20 protein-coding genes are annotated in these 17211 nt (G+C 62.8%); 14 read left to right on the forward strand and 6 right to left on the reverse strand.

Going from position 1 to position 17211, the window contains the following annotated elements:
- Positions 1–19 precede the first annotated feature (19 nt).
- The 3 genes from BM279_RS10150 to BM279_RS10155 are packed head-to-tail and all read left to right on the forward strand — an operon-like array spanning position 20 to position 1924.
- Complete coding sequence (locus tag BM279_RS10150) at positions 20–1222, forward strand: MFS transporter (RefSeq protein ID WP_093503360.1); 1203 nt, start codon at positions 20–22, stop codon at positions 1220–1222.
- Positions 1219–1341, forward strand: a complete 123-nt coding sequence (locus tag BM279_RS23665; RefSeq protein WP_256662788.1) for a hypothetical protein — start codon at positions 1219–1221, stop codon at positions 1339–1341. The genes BM279_RS10150 and BM279_RS23665 overlap by 4 nt, the downstream gene beginning before the upstream one ends.
- 25 nt (positions 1342–1366) lie before the next feature.
- The gene (locus tag BM279_RS10155) at positions 1367–1924 is read left to right on the forward strand and encodes a glutathione peroxidase (protein ID WP_093503362.1); all 558 of its coding nucleotides are present in this window, start codon (positions 1367–1369) and stop codon (positions 1922–1924) included.
- A gap of 136 nt (positions 1925–2060) precedes the next feature.
- Here the strand turns inward: BM279_RS10155 and BM279_RS10160 are convergent, their stop codons facing one another.
- Both BM279_RS10160 and BM279_RS10165 read right to left on the reverse strand, forming a co-directional pair.
- Positions 2061–3362 carry an OmpP1/FadL family transporter gene (locus BM279_RS10160; RefSeq protein ID WP_093503364.1) on the reverse strand — a complete coding sequence of 434 codons (1302 nt, stop codon included), beginning with the start codon at positions 3360–3362 and terminating at the stop codon, positions 2061–2063.
- Between the two features lie 157 nt (positions 3363–3519).
- On the reverse strand, positions 3520–3999 hold the full coding sequence (locus tag BM279_RS10165; RefSeq protein ID WP_093503366.1) for a hypothetical protein: 480 nt from the start codon (positions 3997–3999) through the stop codon (positions 3520–3522).
- A gap of 540 nt (positions 4000–4539) precedes the next feature.
- Between BM279_RS10165 and dapA the strand changes: the two genes are divergently transcribed.
- From dapA to BM279_RS10200, 7 genes are all read left to right on the forward strand, one after another.
- Positions 4540–5394: a 4-hydroxy-tetrahydrodipicolinate synthase gene (gene dapA, locus BM279_RS10170; RefSeq protein ID WP_093503368.1), complete on the forward strand. Its 855-nt coding sequence runs from the start codon at positions 4540–4542 to the stop codon at positions 5392–5394.
- Between the two features lie 56 nt (positions 5395–5450).
- On the forward strand, positions 5451–6584 hold the full coding sequence (gene rnd, locus BM279_RS10175; protein ID WP_093503370.1) for a ribonuclease D: 1134 nt from the start codon (positions 5451–5453) through the stop codon (positions 6582–6584).
- Positions 6581–6874 carry a YcgL domain-containing protein gene (locus BM279_RS10180; RefSeq protein ID WP_093503372.1) on the forward strand — a complete coding sequence of 98 codons (294 nt, stop codon included), beginning with the start codon at positions 6581–6583 and terminating at the stop codon, positions 6872–6874. The genes rnd and BM279_RS10180 overlap by 4 nt, the downstream gene beginning before the upstream one ends.
- A 15-nt stretch (positions 6875–6889) precedes the next feature.
- Positions 6890–7819 (forward strand): D-2-hydroxyacid dehydrogenase, encoded by a 930-nt coding sequence (locus tag BM279_RS10185; RefSeq protein ID WP_093503374.1) that lies wholly within the window; start codon positions 6890–6892, stop codon positions 7817–7819.
- Positions 7820–7902: 83 nt separating this feature from the next.
- Positions 7903–8352 carry a YcgN family cysteine cluster protein gene (locus tag BM279_RS10190; RefSeq protein WP_093503376.1) on the forward strand — a complete coding sequence of 150 codons (450 nt, stop codon included), beginning with the start codon at positions 7903–7905 and terminating at the stop codon, positions 8350–8352.
- 121 nt (positions 8353–8473) lie between these two features.
- A complete protein-coding gene (locus tag BM279_RS10195; protein WP_093503378.1) occupies positions 8474–9700 on the forward strand; it encodes a hypothetical protein in 1227 nt (408 codons plus the stop codon).
- A 389-nt stretch (positions 9701–10089) separates the two neighbouring features.
- Positions 10090–10464 carry a hypothetical protein gene (locus BM279_RS10200; protein WP_093503380.1) on the forward strand — a complete coding sequence of 125 codons (375 nt, stop codon included), beginning with the start codon at positions 10090–10092 and terminating at the stop codon, positions 10462–10464.
- Positions 10465–10535: 71 nt separating this feature from the next.
- On the opposite strand, the gene BM279_RS10205 is transcribed toward BM279_RS10200, so the two are convergent.
- Together BM279_RS10205 and BM279_RS10210 are read right to left on the reverse strand one after the other, a co-directional pair.
- The gene (locus BM279_RS10205; protein ID WP_027905051.1) at positions 10536–11003 is read right to left on the reverse strand and encodes an RNA methyltransferase; all 468 of its coding nucleotides are present in this window, start codon (positions 11001–11003) and stop codon (positions 10536–10538) included.
- 57 nt (positions 11004–11060) lie between these two features.
- Positions 11061–11429, reverse strand: coding sequence for a YajD family HNH nuclease (locus BM279_RS10210; protein WP_093503382.1), 369 nt, complete (start codon positions 11427–11429; stop codon positions 11061–11063).
- 116 nt (positions 11430–11545) lie between these two features.
- Here BM279_RS10210 and BM279_RS10215 point away from each other — a divergent pair, with 116 nt between their 5' ends.
- Positions 11546–11809: a hypothetical protein gene (locus tag BM279_RS10215; RefSeq protein WP_093503384.1), complete on the forward strand. Its 264-nt coding sequence runs from the start codon at positions 11546–11548 to the stop codon at positions 11807–11809.
- Positions 11810–11834: 25 nt separating this feature from the next.
- Here BM279_RS10215 and BM279_RS10220 read toward each other — a convergent pair whose 3' ends face one another.
- Complete coding sequence (locus BM279_RS10220) at positions 11835–13871, reverse strand: S9 family peptidase (RefSeq protein WP_093503386.1); 2037 nt, start codon at positions 13869–13871, stop codon at positions 11835–11837.
- Between the two features lie 185 nt (positions 13872–14056).
- On the opposite strand from BM279_RS10220, the gene BM279_RS10225 reads away from it, so the two are divergent.
- The 3 genes from BM279_RS10225 to BM279_RS10235 are packed head-to-tail and all read left to right on the forward strand — an operon-like array spanning position 14057 to position 15899.
- A complete protein-coding gene (locus BM279_RS10225; protein ID WP_093503388.1) occupies positions 14057–14530 on the forward strand; it encodes an MFS transporter in 474 nt (157 codons plus the stop codon).
- 24 nt (positions 14531–14554) lie between these two features.
- A complete protein-coding gene (locus BM279_RS10230) occupies positions 14555–15331 on the forward strand; it encodes a class II glutamine amidotransferase (RefSeq protein WP_093503390.1) in 777 nt (258 codons plus the stop codon).
- 34 nt (positions 15332–15365) lie between these two features.
- A complete protein-coding gene (locus tag BM279_RS10235) occupies positions 15366–15899 on the forward strand; it encodes a DUF2937 family protein (RefSeq protein WP_093503392.1) in 534 nt (177 codons plus the stop codon).
- Between the two features lie 128 nt (positions 15900–16027).
- Here BM279_RS10235 and BM279_RS10240 read toward each other — a convergent pair whose 3' ends face one another.
- Complete coding sequence (locus BM279_RS10240) at positions 16028–17206, reverse strand: vWA domain-containing protein (protein WP_093503394.1); 1179 nt, start codon at positions 17204–17206, stop codon at positions 16028–16030.
- Positions 17207–17211 lie beyond the last annotated feature (5 nt).

The following is a 17211-nucleotide window of genomic DNA, read 5'->3' on the forward strand; positions in this document are numbered from 1 at the left end:
TACAACAAAAGGACATGCAATGAATTCGGTTTGGCGTACCAGCGTCTGGATCATGTTGGGGGCTTCGCTGATCCTCGCCCTGTCCCTTGGCGTCCGTCACGGCTTCGGCCTGTTCCTGTCGCCGATGAGCGCGGATTTCGGCTGGGGGCGTGGCGTGTTCGCTTTCGCCATCGCCTTGCAGAACCTGATCTGGGGCATCGCACAGCCGTTTACCGGGGCCCTGGCCGACCGTTTCGGCGCGCAGCGGGCGATCATCGTTGGCGGCGTGCTCTATGCAGCGGGCCTGGTGCTGATGGGCTTGGCGGACTCGCCGCTGTCGCTGTCGCTCAGCGCGGGGCTGCTGATTGGCATCGGCCTGTCGGGCACCTCGTTCTCGGTGATTCTCGGCGTCGTCGGTCGGGCCGTGCCGGTGGAGAAGCGCAGCATGGCCATGGGCATCGCTGCGGCGGCCGGCTCCTTCGGCCAGTTCGCCATGTTGCCGGGCACCCTGGGGCTGATCGGCTGGCTGGGCTGGTCGGCTGCCTTGATCGCCCTGGGCATGATGGTGGCGCTGATCGTACCGCTGGCGCTGATGATCAAGGATCGCCCGCAGGTGAGCCTGGGCCCGCAGCAGACCCTGGGCGAGGCACTGCGCGAGGCCTGCAGCCATTCCGGTTTCTGGTTGCTGGCGCTGGGCTTTTTCGTCTGCGGCTTCCAAGTGGTTTTCATCGGCGTGCACCTGCCAGCGTACCTGGTCGACCAGCATCTGCCGGCCATCGTCGGTACCACGGTGCTGGCGCTGGTGGGGCTGTTCAACGTGTTCGGCACCTACATTGCCGGCTGGCTCGGCGGGCGCCGTTCCAAGCCGAGGCTGCTCAGCGCCCTGTACCTGGCCCGCGGTGTGGTCATCACGCTGTTCATCAGCGTGCCGCTGAGCGTATGGACGGCCTATGCGTTCGGCATCGCCATGGGGCTGCTGTGGCTGTCCACGGTGCCGCTGACCAATGGCACCGTGGCGACCCTGTTCGGTGTGCGCAACCTGTCGATGCTCGGCGGTATCGTGTTTCTGTTCCACCAGCTGGGTTCGTTCATGGGCGGCTGGCTCGGCGGTTACCTCTACGACCACACGGGCAGCTATGATCTGGTCTGGCAGATCTCAATTCTGCTCAGCGTGCTTGCCGCCGCGCTCAACTGGCCGGTTCGCGAGCAACCCGTAGCGCGTCTGCAAGGAGCCCAGGCATGACCCTCAAGCCTACCTTCGCATTGGCAGCACTGGTCGGATTTGTCGTGCTGACTCTGATCTTCTGGGCCTGGCGCGCAGGTGGGCTGGCGATCATGCAGCTGAACATGAGCCTTTGCTGAGCGACTACCGATAAGGAGCGATTCGATGCGACTCTCATTGTTTACCGTGCCCCTGGCTTTGCTGGCGTTGAGCGCTCCGCTGCAGGCTGCCCAATGCCCAGCGCTGTTGGCGGACCAGGGCGAGCTGCCCAAGTTGCGCTCCAAGGACAAGATCGACCTGTGCGAGCAGTTCGCCGGCAAACCGCTGATGGTGGTCAATACTGCGAGCTTCTGCGGCTTCACCTCGCAGTTCGAGGGGCTGGAAGCGCTCAACAAACGCTATCGCGACAAAGGCTTGGAAATTCTTGGCGTGCCGTCGGACTCCTTCAAGCAGGAATCTGACGATGCCGAGGAAACGGCCAAGGTCTGCTACGTGAATTACGGCGTGACCTTTACCATGAGCGAGACTCAGCCCGTTACCGGTGACAAGGCCATCCCACTGTTCAAGGAACTGGCCCGGCAGACGGCCGCACCGCGCTGGAATTTCTTCAAGTACGTGATCGATCGCCAGGGGCAGGTGATTGCGCGGTTCTCCAGCATGACCAAGCCGGACGATCCCGAACTGATCTCGGCTATCGAGAAGGCGATTGCTTCAAAGCCTTGAGGCTTTGCTCGCCATCGGAATGCGTCGCGGCCATGGGCCGCTCCTACCTGATCGTGGGAGCGGCCCATGGCCGCGATGCTTTTTTAGCTGACTAAAACTGCGTAGCCCGTGCCTTTTGAGCACGGGCTTGCTTCTATCAGAATCGGTAGGTCAGGGAGGCCCCCAGACCATGAGCGCTGTTTTTGTAGGTGGCGTTGTAGCTACCACGCGCCGCGCTGCTGCGGTTGACGTCGACGTCCTCTTCCTTCAGATAGGAGTAGGCCACGTCGATGGTCATGTCATCGGTTGGGCTCCAGCCTGCGCCGAGGCTGAAGATGGTCCGGTCACCCGAAGGGATGCGCGGCGAACGATCGGTATTGTTGATTGGCGACTGATCGAAGGCGAGGCCGGTACGTAGCACCCACTGTGGGTTGACCTTGTAGGACAGGCCAACGGCATGCGCCCAGGTATCGTGCCAGTTCTGTTCTTCGACAATGGTGCCTAACGAGCCTGCAAAGGCACCGCCGACACCTTCGTTTTCGATACGCAGCTCCTTGAAGCGGCTCCAGCGAGTCCAAGTGCTACCAGCGTAAAGTGTCCAAGCATCGTTCAGTTCGTGGGTGAAGGACATATCCACCGATTCGGGTGTTGTCACATCAAGCGAAGCGTCGTATTTGCCAGCAGATGTAGCGATTGCAGCCCCTGGTCCGGATACACGGGTGTCGCCTTCAAGTTCGTATTTTACCCGAGAGCGATAGGTCACACCGACGCGAGTATGGGGTGTGAACTCGTAAAGCACGCCGGCATTGAAGCCCACTGCTGTGTCGTCACCCTTAACCTTGACCTTGCCGTCATTTGAGCCAGCCGGGCCAAAGGGGTTGGTCAGCGAAGAACTCAGTTCACCCTCGATATGGTTGAAAGTCGGGCCGAAACCCACCGACAGTTTGTCATTGAAGCGATAGCTGAGCGTCGGTTGTACGGTGATGACGCGTACATAGCTCTTGTCGGCAAAATAGCGACCCTGGAAACCATTCTCATAATCGGTCGCCAGGCCGAAGGGCACATAGACACCCACGCCAAAGGCCACTTTTTCATCCAGTGGTTTGACGTAATAACCCATTGGCACACCGGTGTCCGGCACCATATCGCCGTCGTTACTACCAACGTTTGCGCCACCACCGCCCGCAGCTGGGGCTGTCGTACTGCTGGTGTTGCTGATCCGGCTCTTGGCATGAATAGCCGCGACGCCGAAGTTGACCTGTTCGCGCTGAATGCGCGCCATACCGGCCGGGTTGCCGAAGACAGTACTGGCATCGTCAGCGGCGGAAGAACGGCCGGCAAACGACAGGCCCATGCCAGAGATGCTTTGCTCGTTGAGCGCAAAGCCGCTGGCCAGGCCGTAGGTGGAGGTGGTTGCGATGGCGATTGCCAGGCCGGTTCTTAGCATTGTTTTACTCACGGGGTACTCCTTGGCAGGGTCGGGGAACTCTCGCTGCTGACTCGGGGCCACTTTCGAAAGTTCAGGGTAAACACGATCCGTCGAGGTGTTGCTGTCCCTGAAATGCAGGATATAGAGCCTTTCGCCGCTTGGCACCTGTGACCAGATAGTCAGTTTTTCAAGCGGCGGTCGCGCTGTGCCGGATGCAGCGTTGCCAGGCGCGAACGAATTCGTTCGGCTGCCTGCAGGGCGCGAAAACCTGCTGCCAGATCAGTGCCTGAGCGCCCAGATCATCGGCTGCCGGCAGGGTCTTGCAGCGCTGCTCGATCAACAGCCAGGCGATGGCCGTGGCGTAGCGCAGGTTGACCGTCAGTTCGAAATGCGGCGCGCCCAGGAACGCGTGTTGACTGGCCAGGCCTCTGACTCGACTGGCCAGCTCCGGGTCGGTAGCCAGATAGTGATCCCAGAGTTGCTGGTGATGAGTGGCGGAAATCCGATACAGGCCATAGCCGCTATGGTTGTCGAGTTCTGCGCCCAGGGACGTCTGGCAGGCGGCAACGCCCAATAGCAGGGCTTCGGCGGCAACGCATTGGCAGTTCAAATACATCAAGGTCGGGCGGATAACGTGCTGGTTCAGGTCACTGGCGGCGATTCCCATACGAGCCTCTACACAGAGGTGACCGGTGGGGGAGGGTGCTGGCGGCAGAATTAAAGCTGCCTTAGGCGTCGATGCTCTGGTGTGATAATCGATAAATCCCACTGGGAGCGGATCTTAGCCGCTCAACTTGAAGCGTAGTGGGATATTCATGCAGTAAAGGGCTGTTTTTAAATCGTTTGAAGATTTGGCGCGGCCTGCATAGATCGAATTGGAACTGCAGCCACGGTTGAAACTTCGCATCGACCTGATTGACACCGCTGCGTCGGCTTCGGCAGTATCAGGCCCATATCGTCCTGCCGAGCTGTCCATGTTCATCATCTCCCTGCCCACGTGCCCCAATCCTGGCCTTGTCGCCATGGATGCGTGCGTGTGCCTGGACGCTGGCAAGTCGAAGAAACAGTCGCTCATTTGACCGGGGCGCGCTGTCCCGTCAGATGGGCTGACAGGACAGAGGCGCAGAGTCGAAGCATCCCTTCGCTACACTCCCTTCCCGCACTCCATCGACGGTGACCAGACGGTCTACACCGAGGAGTTGCAAGCATGTCTACATTTTCCGGTATCTGGGTTGCGTTGGTAACGCCGTTTCGCGGCGGGCAGGTGGATCTGCCGGCATTGCGATCCTTGGCGGCGCATTTGATCGAAAGCGGTGCGGCCGGGCTGGTGGTCTGCGGCACCAGCGGCGAGGCGGCAGCCCTGGATGAACAGGAGCAGTTGGCGGTGCTGGATGCCGTGCTCGAGGTGGTGCCGGCCAGCCGCGTGGTGATGGGTCTTGCCGGCAACAACCAGGCGGCAGTGCTGGCCCGCCTGCAGCGGATCCAGCGCCGCCCGCTGGCCGGCATTCTGGTACCGGCGCCGTACTACATAAGGCCGTCGCAAGACGGTTTGCAGGCGTTCTTCCTGGCTCTCGCCGAGGCCTCGCGGCTGCCCATCATTCTTTACGATATTCCTTATCGCAGCTCTGTGACCCTGGAACTGCAGACCCTGCGGCAACTGGCCCGGCACCCGCGCATCGTGGCGATCAAGGACTGCGGTGGTGACGTGCGCAAGACCCAGGCGCTGATCGCCGATGGCCAGCTCGATGTGCTCACCGGCGAGGACGAGCAGATCTTCGCCACCCTGTGCCTGGGCGGCAGCGGCGCCATTTCCGCAGCCGCGCACCTGCGTACCGCCGACTTCGCCAGGGTGGTCAGCCTGCTGCGCGAGGGTGACCTGTTTGCCGGGCGTACGCTGTTCCGTGAGCTGTTGCCGTGGATACGCCTGGCCTTCAGCGAGCCAAATCCCGCGCCGGTCAAGGCCGCGTTGGCATTGCAGGGCATGATCGCCGATGAACTGCGCGAACCCATGCTGTGCGTTTCCGATGGCTTGCGGGCGCAACTGCGCAATGAGTTGCCATGAGCGCACGGCAGAGGCTCACGGGATATACTGCGCGGCAATCTTTACGGGAGAGCCGCGTGACCATCGAAATTGTCTGGATTCGAGACGACGCCAGCCTGGCAGCGCAGTGCGCTGTCTGGCGCAAACAGCCCTTCGTGGCGCTGGACACCGAGTTCATGCGTGTCGATACCTTCTACCCGATCGCCGGTCTGCTGCAGGTCAGCGAGGGCGAGCGTGCCTACCTGATCGACCCCTTGCTGATCGGCGATTGGGCACCGTTCGCCGCATTGCTCGAAGACCCGCAGGTGGTCAAGGTAGTGCACGCCTGCAGCGAGGATCTGGAGGTGTTCCTGCGCCTGACCGGCAGCCTGCCGGCACCGCTGTTCGACTCCCAACTGGCCGCCGGCTACCTCAATCTCGGCTTCTCCATGGGCTATTCGCGCCTGGTGCAGGCCGTGCTGGAGATCGAACTGCCCAAGGGTGAGACCCGCTCCGACTGGTTGCAGCGCCCGTTGTCCGAGACCCAGGTCAGCTACGCCGCCGAAGACGTCGTGCACCTGGCCGAACTCTATCGTCGCCTGCAGGCCAGGCTGTCCGCCGAGAAGAACGCCTGGGTGCTCGAGGACGGCGCTGAGCTGGCCGCCGGGTTGCGCCGCGAGACCTCGCCCGAGGACGCCTACCGCGAAGCCAAGCTGGCCTGGAAGCTGTCCCGCGCGCAACTGGCCGTATTGCGTTCGCTGTGTGCCTGGCGTGAACGTCAGGCGCGGGCGCGAAATCAGCCGCGCAACCGTATCCTGCGCGAGCATTCGCTATGGCCGCTGGCGCGCCATCAGCCGAACGACCTGGTCAGCCTGGCGCGCATCGAGGACATGCACCCGAAAACCGTGCGCCAGGATGGCGAGACCATCCTGCAGTTGATTCGCGAGGCCGCCGCACTGCCACCGGCCGAGTGGCCGCCTGCAATGCCCGAGCCGTTGCCGATCGAAGCCTCTGGGCTGCTCAAGAAGCTGCGCGCGATCGGCCAGCGTGAAGGCGAGCGCCTGGAAATCGTCCCCGAGCTGATGCTGCGCAAGAAGACCCTCGAGGCGCTGCTCAAGAGCGGCTACCCGAACGGCCCCTACCGCCTGCCCGACAGCCTGCGCGGCTGGCGGCGTGAATTGATGGGCCAGGCGTTGCTCGATTGCCTGGCCGATGAAGGAGAAGCTGCTTGAAACGTATCTGCTCGATCTACCGCAGCCCGCGCAAGCACGAGATGTACCTCTACGTGCTGCGTGCCGACGCGCTGAGCCGGGTGCCCGAGCCACTGCTGGGTGCCTTCGGCGCGCCCGTGCATGCCTTCGACATGGTGCTCACGCCAGAGCGCACCCTGGCCCGCGAGGACATCACCAAGGTGTTGGAGAACCTCGACAACCAGGGCTATCACCTGCAGATGCCGCCGCCGGAAGAGGATTACATCCAGCATCTTCCCGAGGAACTGCTGCGCCGTAACGATCCGGTCTGAGGGGAGAGCGATGCCATGCGTGTACTGATCGCCGAGCAGGATCACGCCGAGTACCAGCGATTGCTGCAGCAAGCTGCGCCACAGCTCGAACTCGTCGTGGGCGAGGGCGCGGCGCTGGCCGAACAGGCCGCCCGTTGCCCGATCTGGCTGGGCGAGCCCGACCTGTTCGCCAGCGTGCTGCGCGCCGGCCACAAGCCGGCCTGGCTGCAGTCGACTTGGGCAGGCATTACAGCGCTGCTGGCGGACGACCTGCCCCAGGACTACCCGCTCACTCGAGCGGTCGGCGTGTTCGGGCAGATCATGGCCGAGTACGTGCTGTGCCATATGCTCGCCCATGAGCGCGAGCTGGTCGCCCGCCAGCAGGCGCAGCGTGAGCAGCGCTGGGATGGCCGCCTGCCGGGCAGCCTGGCCGGGCGCCGGGTGCTGATCGTCGGCACCGGTGAAATCGGCGCAGCGGTCGCCCGCTTTCTGCAGCCGTTCAACGTCGAATTGAGCGGCGTTGCCAGCAGCCCGCGAACCCTTGCGCCGTTCACGGAAGTGGCCGCGCTCGGCGAATTGCCTCGGCTGGTGGCCCAGGCCGATTACGTCGTCAACCTGCTGCCCAATACGCCCGCGACCCGGGATATCTATGACGCCGCCTTGCTGGCTGGCTTCAAGCCCTCGGCGGTGCTGATCAACGCCGGGCGTGGTACGTCGGTGGTCGATGAGGATCTGGTCGCCGCGCTGGCTGCTGACCAACTGGCCGCGGCGGTGATCGATGTCTGCCGCGAAGAACCGCTGCCGCCCGGCCATCCATTCTGGACCGCGCGCAATCTGACGTTGACCGGGCACAGCGCGGCGCCGACCCTGCCGCACCTGCTGGTCGAGTTGTTCCTGGCCAACCTGCAGCGTTATCAGGCCGGTGCCGAGCTGCACGGTCTGGTGGATTTCGCCCGCGGCTATTGAGCGCGCCGTCGCGCGCAGCTTGTACTGTGCGGTCGGCAGACCTAGACTGCCGGCCTTTTCGTTTCCTCCCTGCAAGCTCGACCATGGCCGCACCTGCGCATCCCTTCTGGCAACACAAGACCCTCGAGCAGCTCGACCACCAGGAGTGGGAGTCGCTGTGCGACGGCTGCGGGCTGTGCTGTTTGCAGAAGCTGGAGGATGAGGACGACGGCGCGGTGTATTACACACGCATCGCCTGCAAGCTGCTCGATCTGCAGACATGCCGCTGCAGCGACTACCCGAATCGCAAGGCCTTCGTGCCCGACTGTATCCAGCTCACTCCGGCCCAGGCCGATCAGTTCCAGTGGCTGCCGCCGACCTGCGGTTATCGGCTGGTCAGCGAGGGTAAGGATCTGCCGTCCTGGCATCACCTGGTATGCGGCGACCCCGACGCCGTGCACCGCGAGCGCATTTCCCAGGCCGGGCGCATGCTCAGTGAGAACGCCGTGGCCGAGGATGACTGGGAAGATCACCTGATCTTTCGCGCCGGCTGAGTGTCTGTGGTGAGCCGTTAAGGCTCGTATAAGCGCGCTGGTGTTTGATGACCCCGTTGCGCATAGTCTTTTGTGCGCTGATCCCCGTGACGTATCGCTTGTCCGTTCTGGAGTCTCCCGTATGTCGATTCGCTGCCTGCTGCTGTCCGCTGTTCTGTTGAGTACCGGCACACCCTTGTGGGCCGCCGAAAAGGTCGATCTGGATTACAAGGTCAAATTCCTGCCGCAGAGCGACGAGGCAGAAGTGAGCATCACCCTGGAAAAGGGCGAGCGTGTGCGCGGGCTAAATTTCAACCTCGGCGACGAGGGTTATTACAGCGACTTCAAGGCCGATGGCGAGTGGAAGCCGGAAGGCGATGACCGCGGCCTGTGGGTGCCGGCCAAGGGCAAGAGCACGCTGAGCTACAAGGTGCGTGTCGATCATCCGCGCGGGGAAGGGCGTTTCGATGCGCGCATGACCGAGGACTGGGCACTGCTGCGCGGTGATGATTTGATTCCCAGCGCGGTACTCAATCAGGTCGACGGCCTTGATCTGGTCGCGCGCCTGGAGTTCGACCTGCCCAAGGGCTGGCGCAGCGTCGAGACCGGCTGGCCGCGAGTCGGCAAGAACAAGTTTCGCATCGACAACCCGCAGCGCAAGTTCGACCGGCCTACGGGCTGGATCCTGGCTGGCAAGATCGGCACCCGCCGCGCCAAGCTCGGCGAAACCCAGGTGACCGTCGCCGCACCGGTGGGCGAGGGCATGCGCCGGATGGATGCGCTGACCCTGCTGACCTTCGTCTGGCCGGAAATGCAGGCAGTATTCCCGCGCGACCCCGCCAAGCTGCTGGTGGTCGGCGCCGGTGACCCGATGTGGCGCGGTGGCCTGTCGGCGCCCAATTCCTATTTCATGCATGCCGACCGCCCATTGGTCAGCGAGAACGGCACCAGCTCCCTGGTGCACGAGCTGGTGCACGTGTTCAGCCGCATCAGCGACACCGACAAGAGCGACTGGATCAGCGAAGGCATCGCCGAGTACTACGCTATTGAGGTGATGCGTCGCGCCGGTGGGCTGAGCGAAGACCGCTACCAGAAAGTCCGCGAGCACCTGATCAAATGGAGCAAGCCGGTCAAGTCGCTGCGTACCGAAACCTCCACCGGGCCAGTTACCGCCCGGGCAGTACTGCTGCTGCAGGAGCTCGACCGTGAGATTCGCCAGGCGACCAAGGATGGCCAGCAGCGCTCCCTCGACGACGTGGCCCGCGGCCTGATGCGCCTGGACAAGGCCAGCACCAAGGACTTTATCGAAATTACCGAAAACGTCATGGGCCGCAGCTCCAAGGTGCTGGATACCCGGCTGCTGCGCTGATCCTTTAGGCCATCGCGCAGATGATGCGCGGTGGTCGATCCCTCCCCAGCCCTATGCATGATCTCTGTACGCATAGGCGCTTCTGCTCTCGAAAACTTCGCGTTCCAGCCCTGGATCTGCATCTCAGTGCGCTGAAAAACTGTTGGTTCCAGCGTTAAAACCCACATATCTCTAGATTTATCTATTTTTTTGATCTTTATTTTTGTGCCTAAAATGCCCGGTATGCTGCCGTTTAGGACATGTTTAAAAGAATAAATTTTTTTATTTACAAGGGCTTATATAGATATCAATGGAGTCGATCTTTACTATTTGCGCGATCAAGTTTTTGATCAAATTTTCTTGAGTAACATGAGCTCCATACCCACTTACGTCCTCCCAAGGAGCTCACCATGAAAACTGAATTTATCGCCAGCCTGTTCATCGCCACCCTTGCCAGCGCTGCATTCGCACTGCCCCAAGGCCCGGTAGACGCCAACACTTCGCACTCGATCAGCACTCAGAAAGTGGCCGAAGATGGCTTTGACCGCACCCCGGCAGGTCAGACTGTCGCTGAAGATGGCTTTGACCGCACCCCGGCAGGTCAGACTGTCGCCGAGGATGGTTTCGACCGTACTCCGGCAGGCCAGACTGTCGCTGAAGATGGCTTTGATCGTACTCCAGCAGGTCAGACCGTTGCTGAAGACGGTTTTGACCGCACCCCGGCAGGCCAGACTGTCGCCGAAGATGGTTTCGACCGTACCCCAGCAGGCCAGACCTTCGCCTGATCGCTGCTAGCTCTAGGCCCTTATGCGAAAAGCCCGGCATTAGCCGGGCTTTATTTTGCCTGCGATTTGACTCAGTACTTGGCGCCGGTGCGGGTGTTGTTGCCTTTGGCCAGGCGGTCATAGAGCACCACGTTGACCGTGGCCGCCAGGTTCATGCAGCCCTCGGTGGGGATGTAGACCACTTCTTCGCACCAGTCGCGGATGCTCTTGTCGAGCGAGCCGTCTTCGGGGCCGAAGATATAGAAGGCACGATCCGGGTGCGTGTAGGTGGGCAGGGGACGGGCGCCATCGACCAGTTCCACGGCGACCGGCGTGCAGCCCAAGGGGATGACTTTCTGCAGGTCATCGATGCCGATCAGCGGAATATCCAGGTGCACACGCTTGGTGTCGGTGACGAAGTCGCGGGCGCGCTCATACCGTTTGCCGGTGTAGAAGACCGACGCCACGCCGTAGCAGCCAGCGGCGCGCATCACGGCGCCGACGTTTTCCGGCGATTTCGGATTGTAGAGACCGATGCAGCTGTATCGTTTGTTGCCCACGGACCAGGCCTCGAGAAAAGGGTCGGCATTATACGGTTTGTGGGCTTTATACGCTTCTCAGGACTTTTTCTGCAGCAGCTCGGCCAGGTTGGCAAACGCCTTATGGGTAGTCTTCGGTCCGGTCTGGCTGGCCGTGGAGCCTTCACTGAAATACTGCTGATCGGTATAGCGGGCGTGTTCGTTGTCGTGACAGAACAGGCACAACAGCTCCCAGTTGGAGCCGTCCTGGGGGTTGTTGTCGTGGTTGTGGTCACGGTGGTGCACGGTCAGCTCGCTCAGGCGTTTGCCGGAGAATTCGCGGGCGCAGCGGCCACAGACGTGAGGGTACATGCCCAGCGCCTTGTCCCGGTAGCCTTCTTCACGGCTGCGCTGGGCTTCGGCGAGAATGCGGTCGAGCTTGGAGGTCGGCGTGGTTGGGCTGCTCATGATCGTTCCTGGCTGGCGTTTGGCGCAGTATATAGTTGGGGCTGTGCAATCAGTCTGCACTTTCCGTCGGCGGCCAATGCCCAACGCAGCACGTTCCACTTTTTGGAGTACAGACCATGCGCACCCCGTCACTCGTGCTGATCAGCCTGCTGTCGATGGCCGGCATTGCCCAGGCGCAGCAGCCTCAGTCGGCACCACCCGAGCCGGCTGGCGCCACTCAGACGCCGCAGGTACCGGACCCTTCCAAGGTCGACCCCGATACCCCGCCGGTGATTCGTGACGGGCGCGACAACGACGGCTCCACCGAAGCGGCCGATGACGCTTCCGAGGACCCGCATGAGCTGATCCCCGAGCAGCCAGGCGAGCAGGTTCCTGACTGACGCCGTCCGCTGCGATCACCCGCTATCAGCCTGCCGCGCTTATGCCGAGCACCTTGAAGATGAAGGCGTATTCCAGGGCCACATCGCGAATGGCCTGGTAGCGGCCGCTCATGCCGCCGTGGCCGGCTTCGAGGTCGGTCTTGAGCAGCAGCAGGTTGTTGTCGGTCTTCAGCTCACGCAGCCGCGCCACCCATTTGGCGGCCTCCCAGTATTGCACGCGGCTATCGTTGTAGCCGGCCACGGCGAGGATCGCCGGATAGCGCTGTGCCTTTACATTTTCGTAAGGGGCGTAGCCTTTGATCCGCGCGTGCACCTCGGGCTCGTTGGGGTCGCCCCATTCGTCGTACTCGGTGACCGTCAGCGGGAGTTCCGGGTTGAGCATGGTGTTGAGCACGTCGACGAAGGGCACCTCTGCGATGGCGGCGGCGAACAGCTCCGGGCGCAGGTTGAGCGTGGCGCCGATCAGCAGACCACCGGCGCTGCCGCCGCTGATCACCAGCTGCGAGACGCTGGTGAAGTCCTTGGCGATCAGGTGTTCGGCGCAGGCGATGAAATCGCTGAAGCTGTTTTGCTTGTAGGCGAGTTTGCCAGCGCGATACCAGGCTTCGCCCAGTTCACCGCCACCGCGCACATGGGCGATGGCGAACACCACGCCGCGGTCGAGCAGGCTCAGCCGTGCGTGGGAAAACCAGGGGTCGAGGCTTTCGCCGTAGGCGCCATAGCCATATAGATAAAGTGGCGCTGCCTGGCCCAGGGCATCACGGCGCGCCACCAGGCTGATCGGTACCTGGGTGCCGTCCGGCGCGGTCGCCCACAGACGTTGGCTCAGGTAGTCATCAGCATCGAAGTCGCCAAGTACCGGTGTTTCCTTGAGCACCTTCTGGGTGCCGTCGGCCAGGCTCAGCTCGCGGATCTGCGCTGGCCGATTGAGCGCCTCGTAGCGCAGGCGAATCACCGGGCTGGCGAACGCCAGGCTGTCCTGAACGTACAAGCTGTAGGCCGCATCCGGCAGGCTGACGCGGTAGCCGGCCATGCCCTGCGGACGCACGTCGATCACCGGCAAGCCGCCTTCGCGCAGGCTGAGTACCAGCGCCGACTCCGCCAGGCTGACCCCTTCGAGCATGACGTGTTCGTCATGCGCCACCAGTTCCTGCCAGTGAGGCCGGCTGGGCTGCTCGGGCGCTGCGCTGTACAGTGCGAAGTTGATGCCGCTCTGGTTGCTGCGAATCAGCCAGGCCCACTGGCCGTCCAGCTTGCCGTGGTCGGCGTAGTACTCGTGGCCTTCCTCGCGCGGTGCCAGGCACTGAAAGGCCCGGTCGGGGCTTTCGGCATCGACAACCCAGCATTCCGTGGTGGTCTTGCTGCCCAGCAGTAGCACCAGCTGGCGCTCGGAGCTGCTGCGATAGCAGCTGAGAAAGAAACGCTCGTCGGCTTCGTGGAAAACCTGGCTGCTGCGCGCATCGCCCAGGCGAAAACGATGCAGGGTGGCAGGGCGGTGGGTGTCGTCCAGTTCGCCGTAGAACAAGGTCTGGCTGTCGTTGGCCCAGGTCATGCTGCCGTCGCAGTTCTCGAACGGCAGCTCGGTGATGGTGCCGCTAGCCAGCTCCTTGACGAACAGCCGATAGATCTCGTCGCCGCTGGTGTCCAGGCTGTAGGCCAGGCGCTGCTGGTCTGGGCTGATGCTGAAGGCGCCCAGGGACAGAAAGCCGCCTGCGGCAATCTCGTTGGGATCCAGCAGCAGTTGCTCGGCCTTTTCATCGATAGCCAAACCGTCATCGGTCGGGCGAGGGCAGCGATAGTGGCGCGGGTACTCATCGCCTGCCGTGGTGCGTTGGTAATAGAGGTAGTCGCCCCAGGGCGTGGGCAGCGACAGGTCCGTTTCGCGGATGCGCGCCTTGATTTCCTGGAACAGCTGCTCGCGCAGCGGCAGGTCGTCCAGCTGGCTTTCCAGGTAGGCGTTCTCGGCACCCAGGTGTTCCAGTACCTCGTCGCTATCGCGTTCTTCCAGCCAGTTATAGGGATCGGCGCCAGAGGCCTTGCGGGCGATGGGGGCGGTGGTCATGAGTGTCTCCAGAGCGCGGGGCGACCTTGGGGCGTTTCCAAAAACTGCTGCGACTGGTTTTTAGGAAGGCTGCGAAGGCGCCGAACCGGGTAAAAGCCGTTATCATAAGCGCCTTTGTCGTCTGGCGACCGCGTAAATGCGCTGCCGCCTGCGCGAGCCCAGTCAAGCCAGGGAACACCGCCCTCATGATCGAAAACGACTATCTCCTCGCCTGGGGCGCCTATGCGATTGCCGCACTGGGCTGCCTGCTGGTGTGGTTCAAGCTGACCAGCTGGATGTGGCGCTACCTGCGCGAGCCGCTGCGCGTGCTGGTGGCGATCCTTCTGTTTTGCCCGACCATCGTCGACCCGGCCAAGGATCTGTTCGCCCCGGCCGTGGCGATCGTCGCCCTCGATCTGCTGTTCAAGGTCGGCAGCAATGCCTGGCGCGCGGTGGCGGACCTGGCCATGTACGGGATGATCGCCTTTGCCGTCTACCTGGTGTTCGTGGCCATTCGCTGGCCGTTCCTGAGTCGCGCCAAGGCGCGCAAGGCGGCGCGTGAAGAGCAGGAGGGCGAGGACAGCGACCTGACCCTGCGCGAGCGTCTGCATCAGGAGCAAGAACCCACTTATTCGGCGCCACGCAGCGGCCGCGGCGCGCGCGTCGAACCGCGTTTGTAAGCCTGACCAGTCGGGAGCCCGGCCATGTGTGAATTGCTCGGCATGAGTGCCAACGTCCCTACCGATATCGTTTTCAGTTTTACCGGGCTGATGCAGCGGGGCGGGCGTACCGGGCCGCATCGTGATGGCTGGGGCATCGGCTTCTATGAAGGGCGCGGCCTGCGCCTGTTTCAGGATCCGCGGGCGAGCAGCGAGTCGGAAGTGGCGCAACTGGTGCAGCGCTACCCGATCAAGAGCGAAGTGGTAATCGGCCATATCCGCCAGGCCAACGTCGGCCGGGTGTGCCTGGCCAACACCCATCCCTTCGTGCGTGAACTGTGGGGGCGCAACTGGTGCTTCGCCCATAACGGCCAACTGGCCGACTTCCGCCCAGCCCTGAGCTTCTATCGCGCAGTGGGCGACACCGACAGCGAGTCGTCCTTCTGCGATCTGCTCAACCGCATTCGCACCGCCTTCCCGGAAGCCGTGCCGGTCGAGGTGCTGTTGCCTGAACTTGTCGCGGCGTGCGCGGCCTATCGACAGCATGGCGTGTTCAACTGCCTGCTCAGCGACGGCGACTGGCTGTTCAGCTTCTGCTCCACCAAGCTGGCGCACATCACCCGGCGTGCGCCGTTCGGCCCTGCGCACTTGCGTGACGCCGATATGAGCGTGGATTTTCACGCCGAAACCACGCCCGATGACGTAGTTTCGGTGCTGGCCACCGAGCCGTTGACCGACAACGAAGCCTGGTCGGTCTACCAGCCGGGTGAATGGCGTTTGTGGCGCGCGGGCGAGTGCATCGCCCAGGGCCTGAGCAACTGACAGATGTCCCGCGTGGCGGGGCCGCGAGGGAAGGATGATTCGAAGTTATCTGCGTCTGGCGTTGTTCGCTCTGGGGCTGCTCCTGGGCGTTCAGGTGCCCGGCTTCATCGATGACTACGCCAAGCGCGTCGAAGCCCACCGCCTGGAGTCCGAGCAGAGCCTGAGCGGCTTTCGCGACACTGCCCGGCGCTTCTTCGATGGCGACTTGCAGCGACTGGTCGGCCACTACCGCAATAGCAGCGACCCGGTGATGCAAAGCGATGCGCGCAGCGTCGGCCTGCTGGTCGAACGCTCGGCGCTGCTGGAGCAGGAGTCCCTGGCCATGCAGGGGCCGTGGTATCGACAGGTTTGGCACCTGGCGACCGCGGCCGACTCACAGTTGCTGGCGGAAACCCGCGCAGCCTATCGCTACCAGGTGCTCCTCGCGCCTGAAGCAATCGCCTGGGGTATCGCCTGCGCACTGTTCCTCGCATGGGTGGTGGAAAGCATCCTGCTGTTGCTGGCTCTGCCATTCCGGCGCCGCGAGCGTCGCAGCGTGCCCGAGCGACAGACGCCGCGCATGCGCTAGTGCGTGCATGAACCCACCACGCGATATTCGGTATTGCGCAAGTTGCGTGGCCTGCGTCGAGCGAAGCGGTACCCAGGTTGCCCATCTCCAGGGTGCCGCTTCGCTCGACCCAGGCTACAGGTGCGCAACTACTTGGCCAGAAAACGCATGCCGTCTTCCAGGCCCTGCAGGGTCAGCGGGAACATCTGGTCGTTGATCAGATCGCGTATGATGCGCGTCGAACTGGTGTAGTCCCAGGCTTCGCGCGGGTAGGGGTTGATCCAGATGAGCTTCTTGTAGGTTTCCATGAAGCGCTGCAGCCACAGGTAACCCGCTTCCTCGTTCCAGTGCTCGACGCTGCCGCCAGGCTGGGTGATCTCGTAGGGCGCCATGGCCGCGTCACCGATAAACACCACCTTGTAGTCGGCGCCGTACTTGTGCAGCAGGTCGTGGGTGGACACCCGCTCGGACGTGCGGCGCAGGTTGTTCTTCCACACCGATTCGTACACGCAGTTATGGAAGTAGAAATACTCCATATGCTTGAACTCGGTACGGCAGGCCGAAAACAGCTCCTCGCAGACCTTCACGTGAGCGTCCATCGAGCCGCCGATATCGAAGAGCAGGAGCAGCTTGACGGTGTTGCGTCGCTCCGGGCGCATCTGGATGTTCAAGAGGCCGCCGTCGCGGGCGGTGTGGTCGATGGTGCCGTCCAGGTCCAGCTCGTCCTGGGCGCCCTGGCGGGCGAACTTGCGCAGGCGGCGCAGTGCGACCTTGATGTTGCGCGTGCCGATCTCCACCGAGTCGTCGAGGTTCTTGTACTCGCGCTGGTCCCACACCTTGACCGCCTTGCCCTGGCGCTTGCCGGCATCGCCGACGCGGATGCCTTCCGGGTTGTAGCCGCCCGAGCCGAAGGGGCTGGTGCCGCCGGTGCCGATCCATTTATTGCCGCCAGCGTGGCGTTCCTTCTGTTCTTCCAGGCGCTTCTTGAACTCCTCGATCAGCTTGTCGAGACCGCCAAGCGACTGGATCTGCGCGCGTTCCTCGTCGGTCAGTGAACGCTCGAATTCCTTGCGCAGCCACTCTTCGGGAATCAACGCTTCGAGGGGCTGATCGAGGTTCTGCAAACCGTCGAAGTAGGCGGAAAAGGCCCGGTCGAACTTGTCGAAGTGCCGCTCGTCCTTCACCAGAATGGCACGAGCCAGGTAATAGAACTCGTCCATGTCGGCGAACACGACCTTGTGCTCGAGCGCACTGATCAGGTCTAGCAACTCGCGCAGGGACACCGGCACCTTGGCCGCGCGCATTTCGTTGAACAGGTTGAGCAGCATGGCGC

This window comes from Phytopseudomonas straminea (genome assembly GCF_900112645.1).
Taxonomy (GTDB): Bacteria; Pseudomonadota; Gammaproteobacteria; order Pseudomonadales; family Pseudomonadaceae; genus Aquipseudomonas; species Aquipseudomonas straminea.

Bases quoted from the DNA above. Each gene is read 5' to 3' on its own strand.
- BM279_RS10165 (WP_093503366.1), bottom strand. From the start codon at position 3,999: ATGGGAATCGCCGCCAGTGACCTGAACCAGCACGTTATCCGCCCGACC.
- dapA (WP_093503368.1), top strand. From the start codon at position 4,540: ATGTCTACATTTTCCGGTATCTGGGTTGCGTTGGTAACGCCGTTTCGC.
- BM279_RS10200 (WP_093503380.1), top strand. From the start codon at position 10,090: ATGAAAACTGAATTTATCGCCAGCCTGTTCATCGCCACCCTTGCCAGC.
- BM279_RS10220 (WP_093503386.1), bottom strand. From the start codon at position 13,871: ATGACCACCGCCCCCATCGCCCGCAAGGCCTCTGGCGCCGATCCCTAT.
- BM279_RS10190 (WP_093503376.1), top strand. From the start codon at position 7,903: ATGGCCGCACCTGCGCATCCCTTCTGGCAACACAAGACCCTCGAGCAG.
- BM279_RS10195 (WP_093503378.1), top strand. From the start codon at position 8,474: ATGTCGATTCGCTGCCTGCTGCTGTCCGCTGTTCTGTTGAGTACCGGC.
- BM279_RS10150 (WP_093503360.1), top strand. From the start codon at position 20: ATGAATTCGGTTTGGCGTACCAGCGTCTGGATCATGTTGGGGGCTTCG.
- BM279_RS10155 (WP_093503362.1), top strand. From the start codon at position 1,367: ATGCGACTCTCATTGTTTACCGTGCCCCTGGCTTTGCTGGCGTTGAGC.
- BM279_RS10185 (WP_093503374.1), top strand. From the start codon at position 6,890: ATGCGTGTACTGATCGCCGAGCAGGATCACGCCGAGTACCAGCGATTG.
- BM279_RS10230 (WP_093503390.1), top strand. From the start codon at position 14,555: ATGTGTGAATTGCTCGGCATGAGTGCCAACGTCCCTACCGATATCGTT.
- BM279_RS23665 (WP_256662788.1), top strand. From the start codon at position 1,219: ATGACCCTCAAGCCTACCTTCGCATTGGCAGCACTGGTCGGATTTGTC.
- BM279_RS10225 (WP_093503388.1), top strand. From the start codon at position 14,057: ATGATCGAAAACGACTATCTCCTCGCCTGGGGCGCCTATGCGATTGCC.
- BM279_RS10235 (WP_093503392.1), top strand. From the start codon at position 15,366: ATGATTCGAAGTTATCTGCGTCTGGCGTTGTTCGCTCTGGGGCTGCTC.
- BM279_RS10240 (WP_093503394.1), bottom strand. From the start codon at position 17,206: ATGCTGCTCAACCTGTTCAACGAAATGCGCGCGGCCAAGGTGCCGGTG.
- BM279_RS10215 (WP_093503384.1), top strand. From the start codon at position 11,546: ATGCGCACCCCGTCACTCGTGCTGATCAGCCTGCTGTCGATGGCCGGC.
- BM279_RS10210 (WP_093503382.1), bottom strand. From the start codon at position 11,429: ATGAGCAGCCCAACCACGCCGACCTCCAAGCTCGACCGCATTCTCGCC.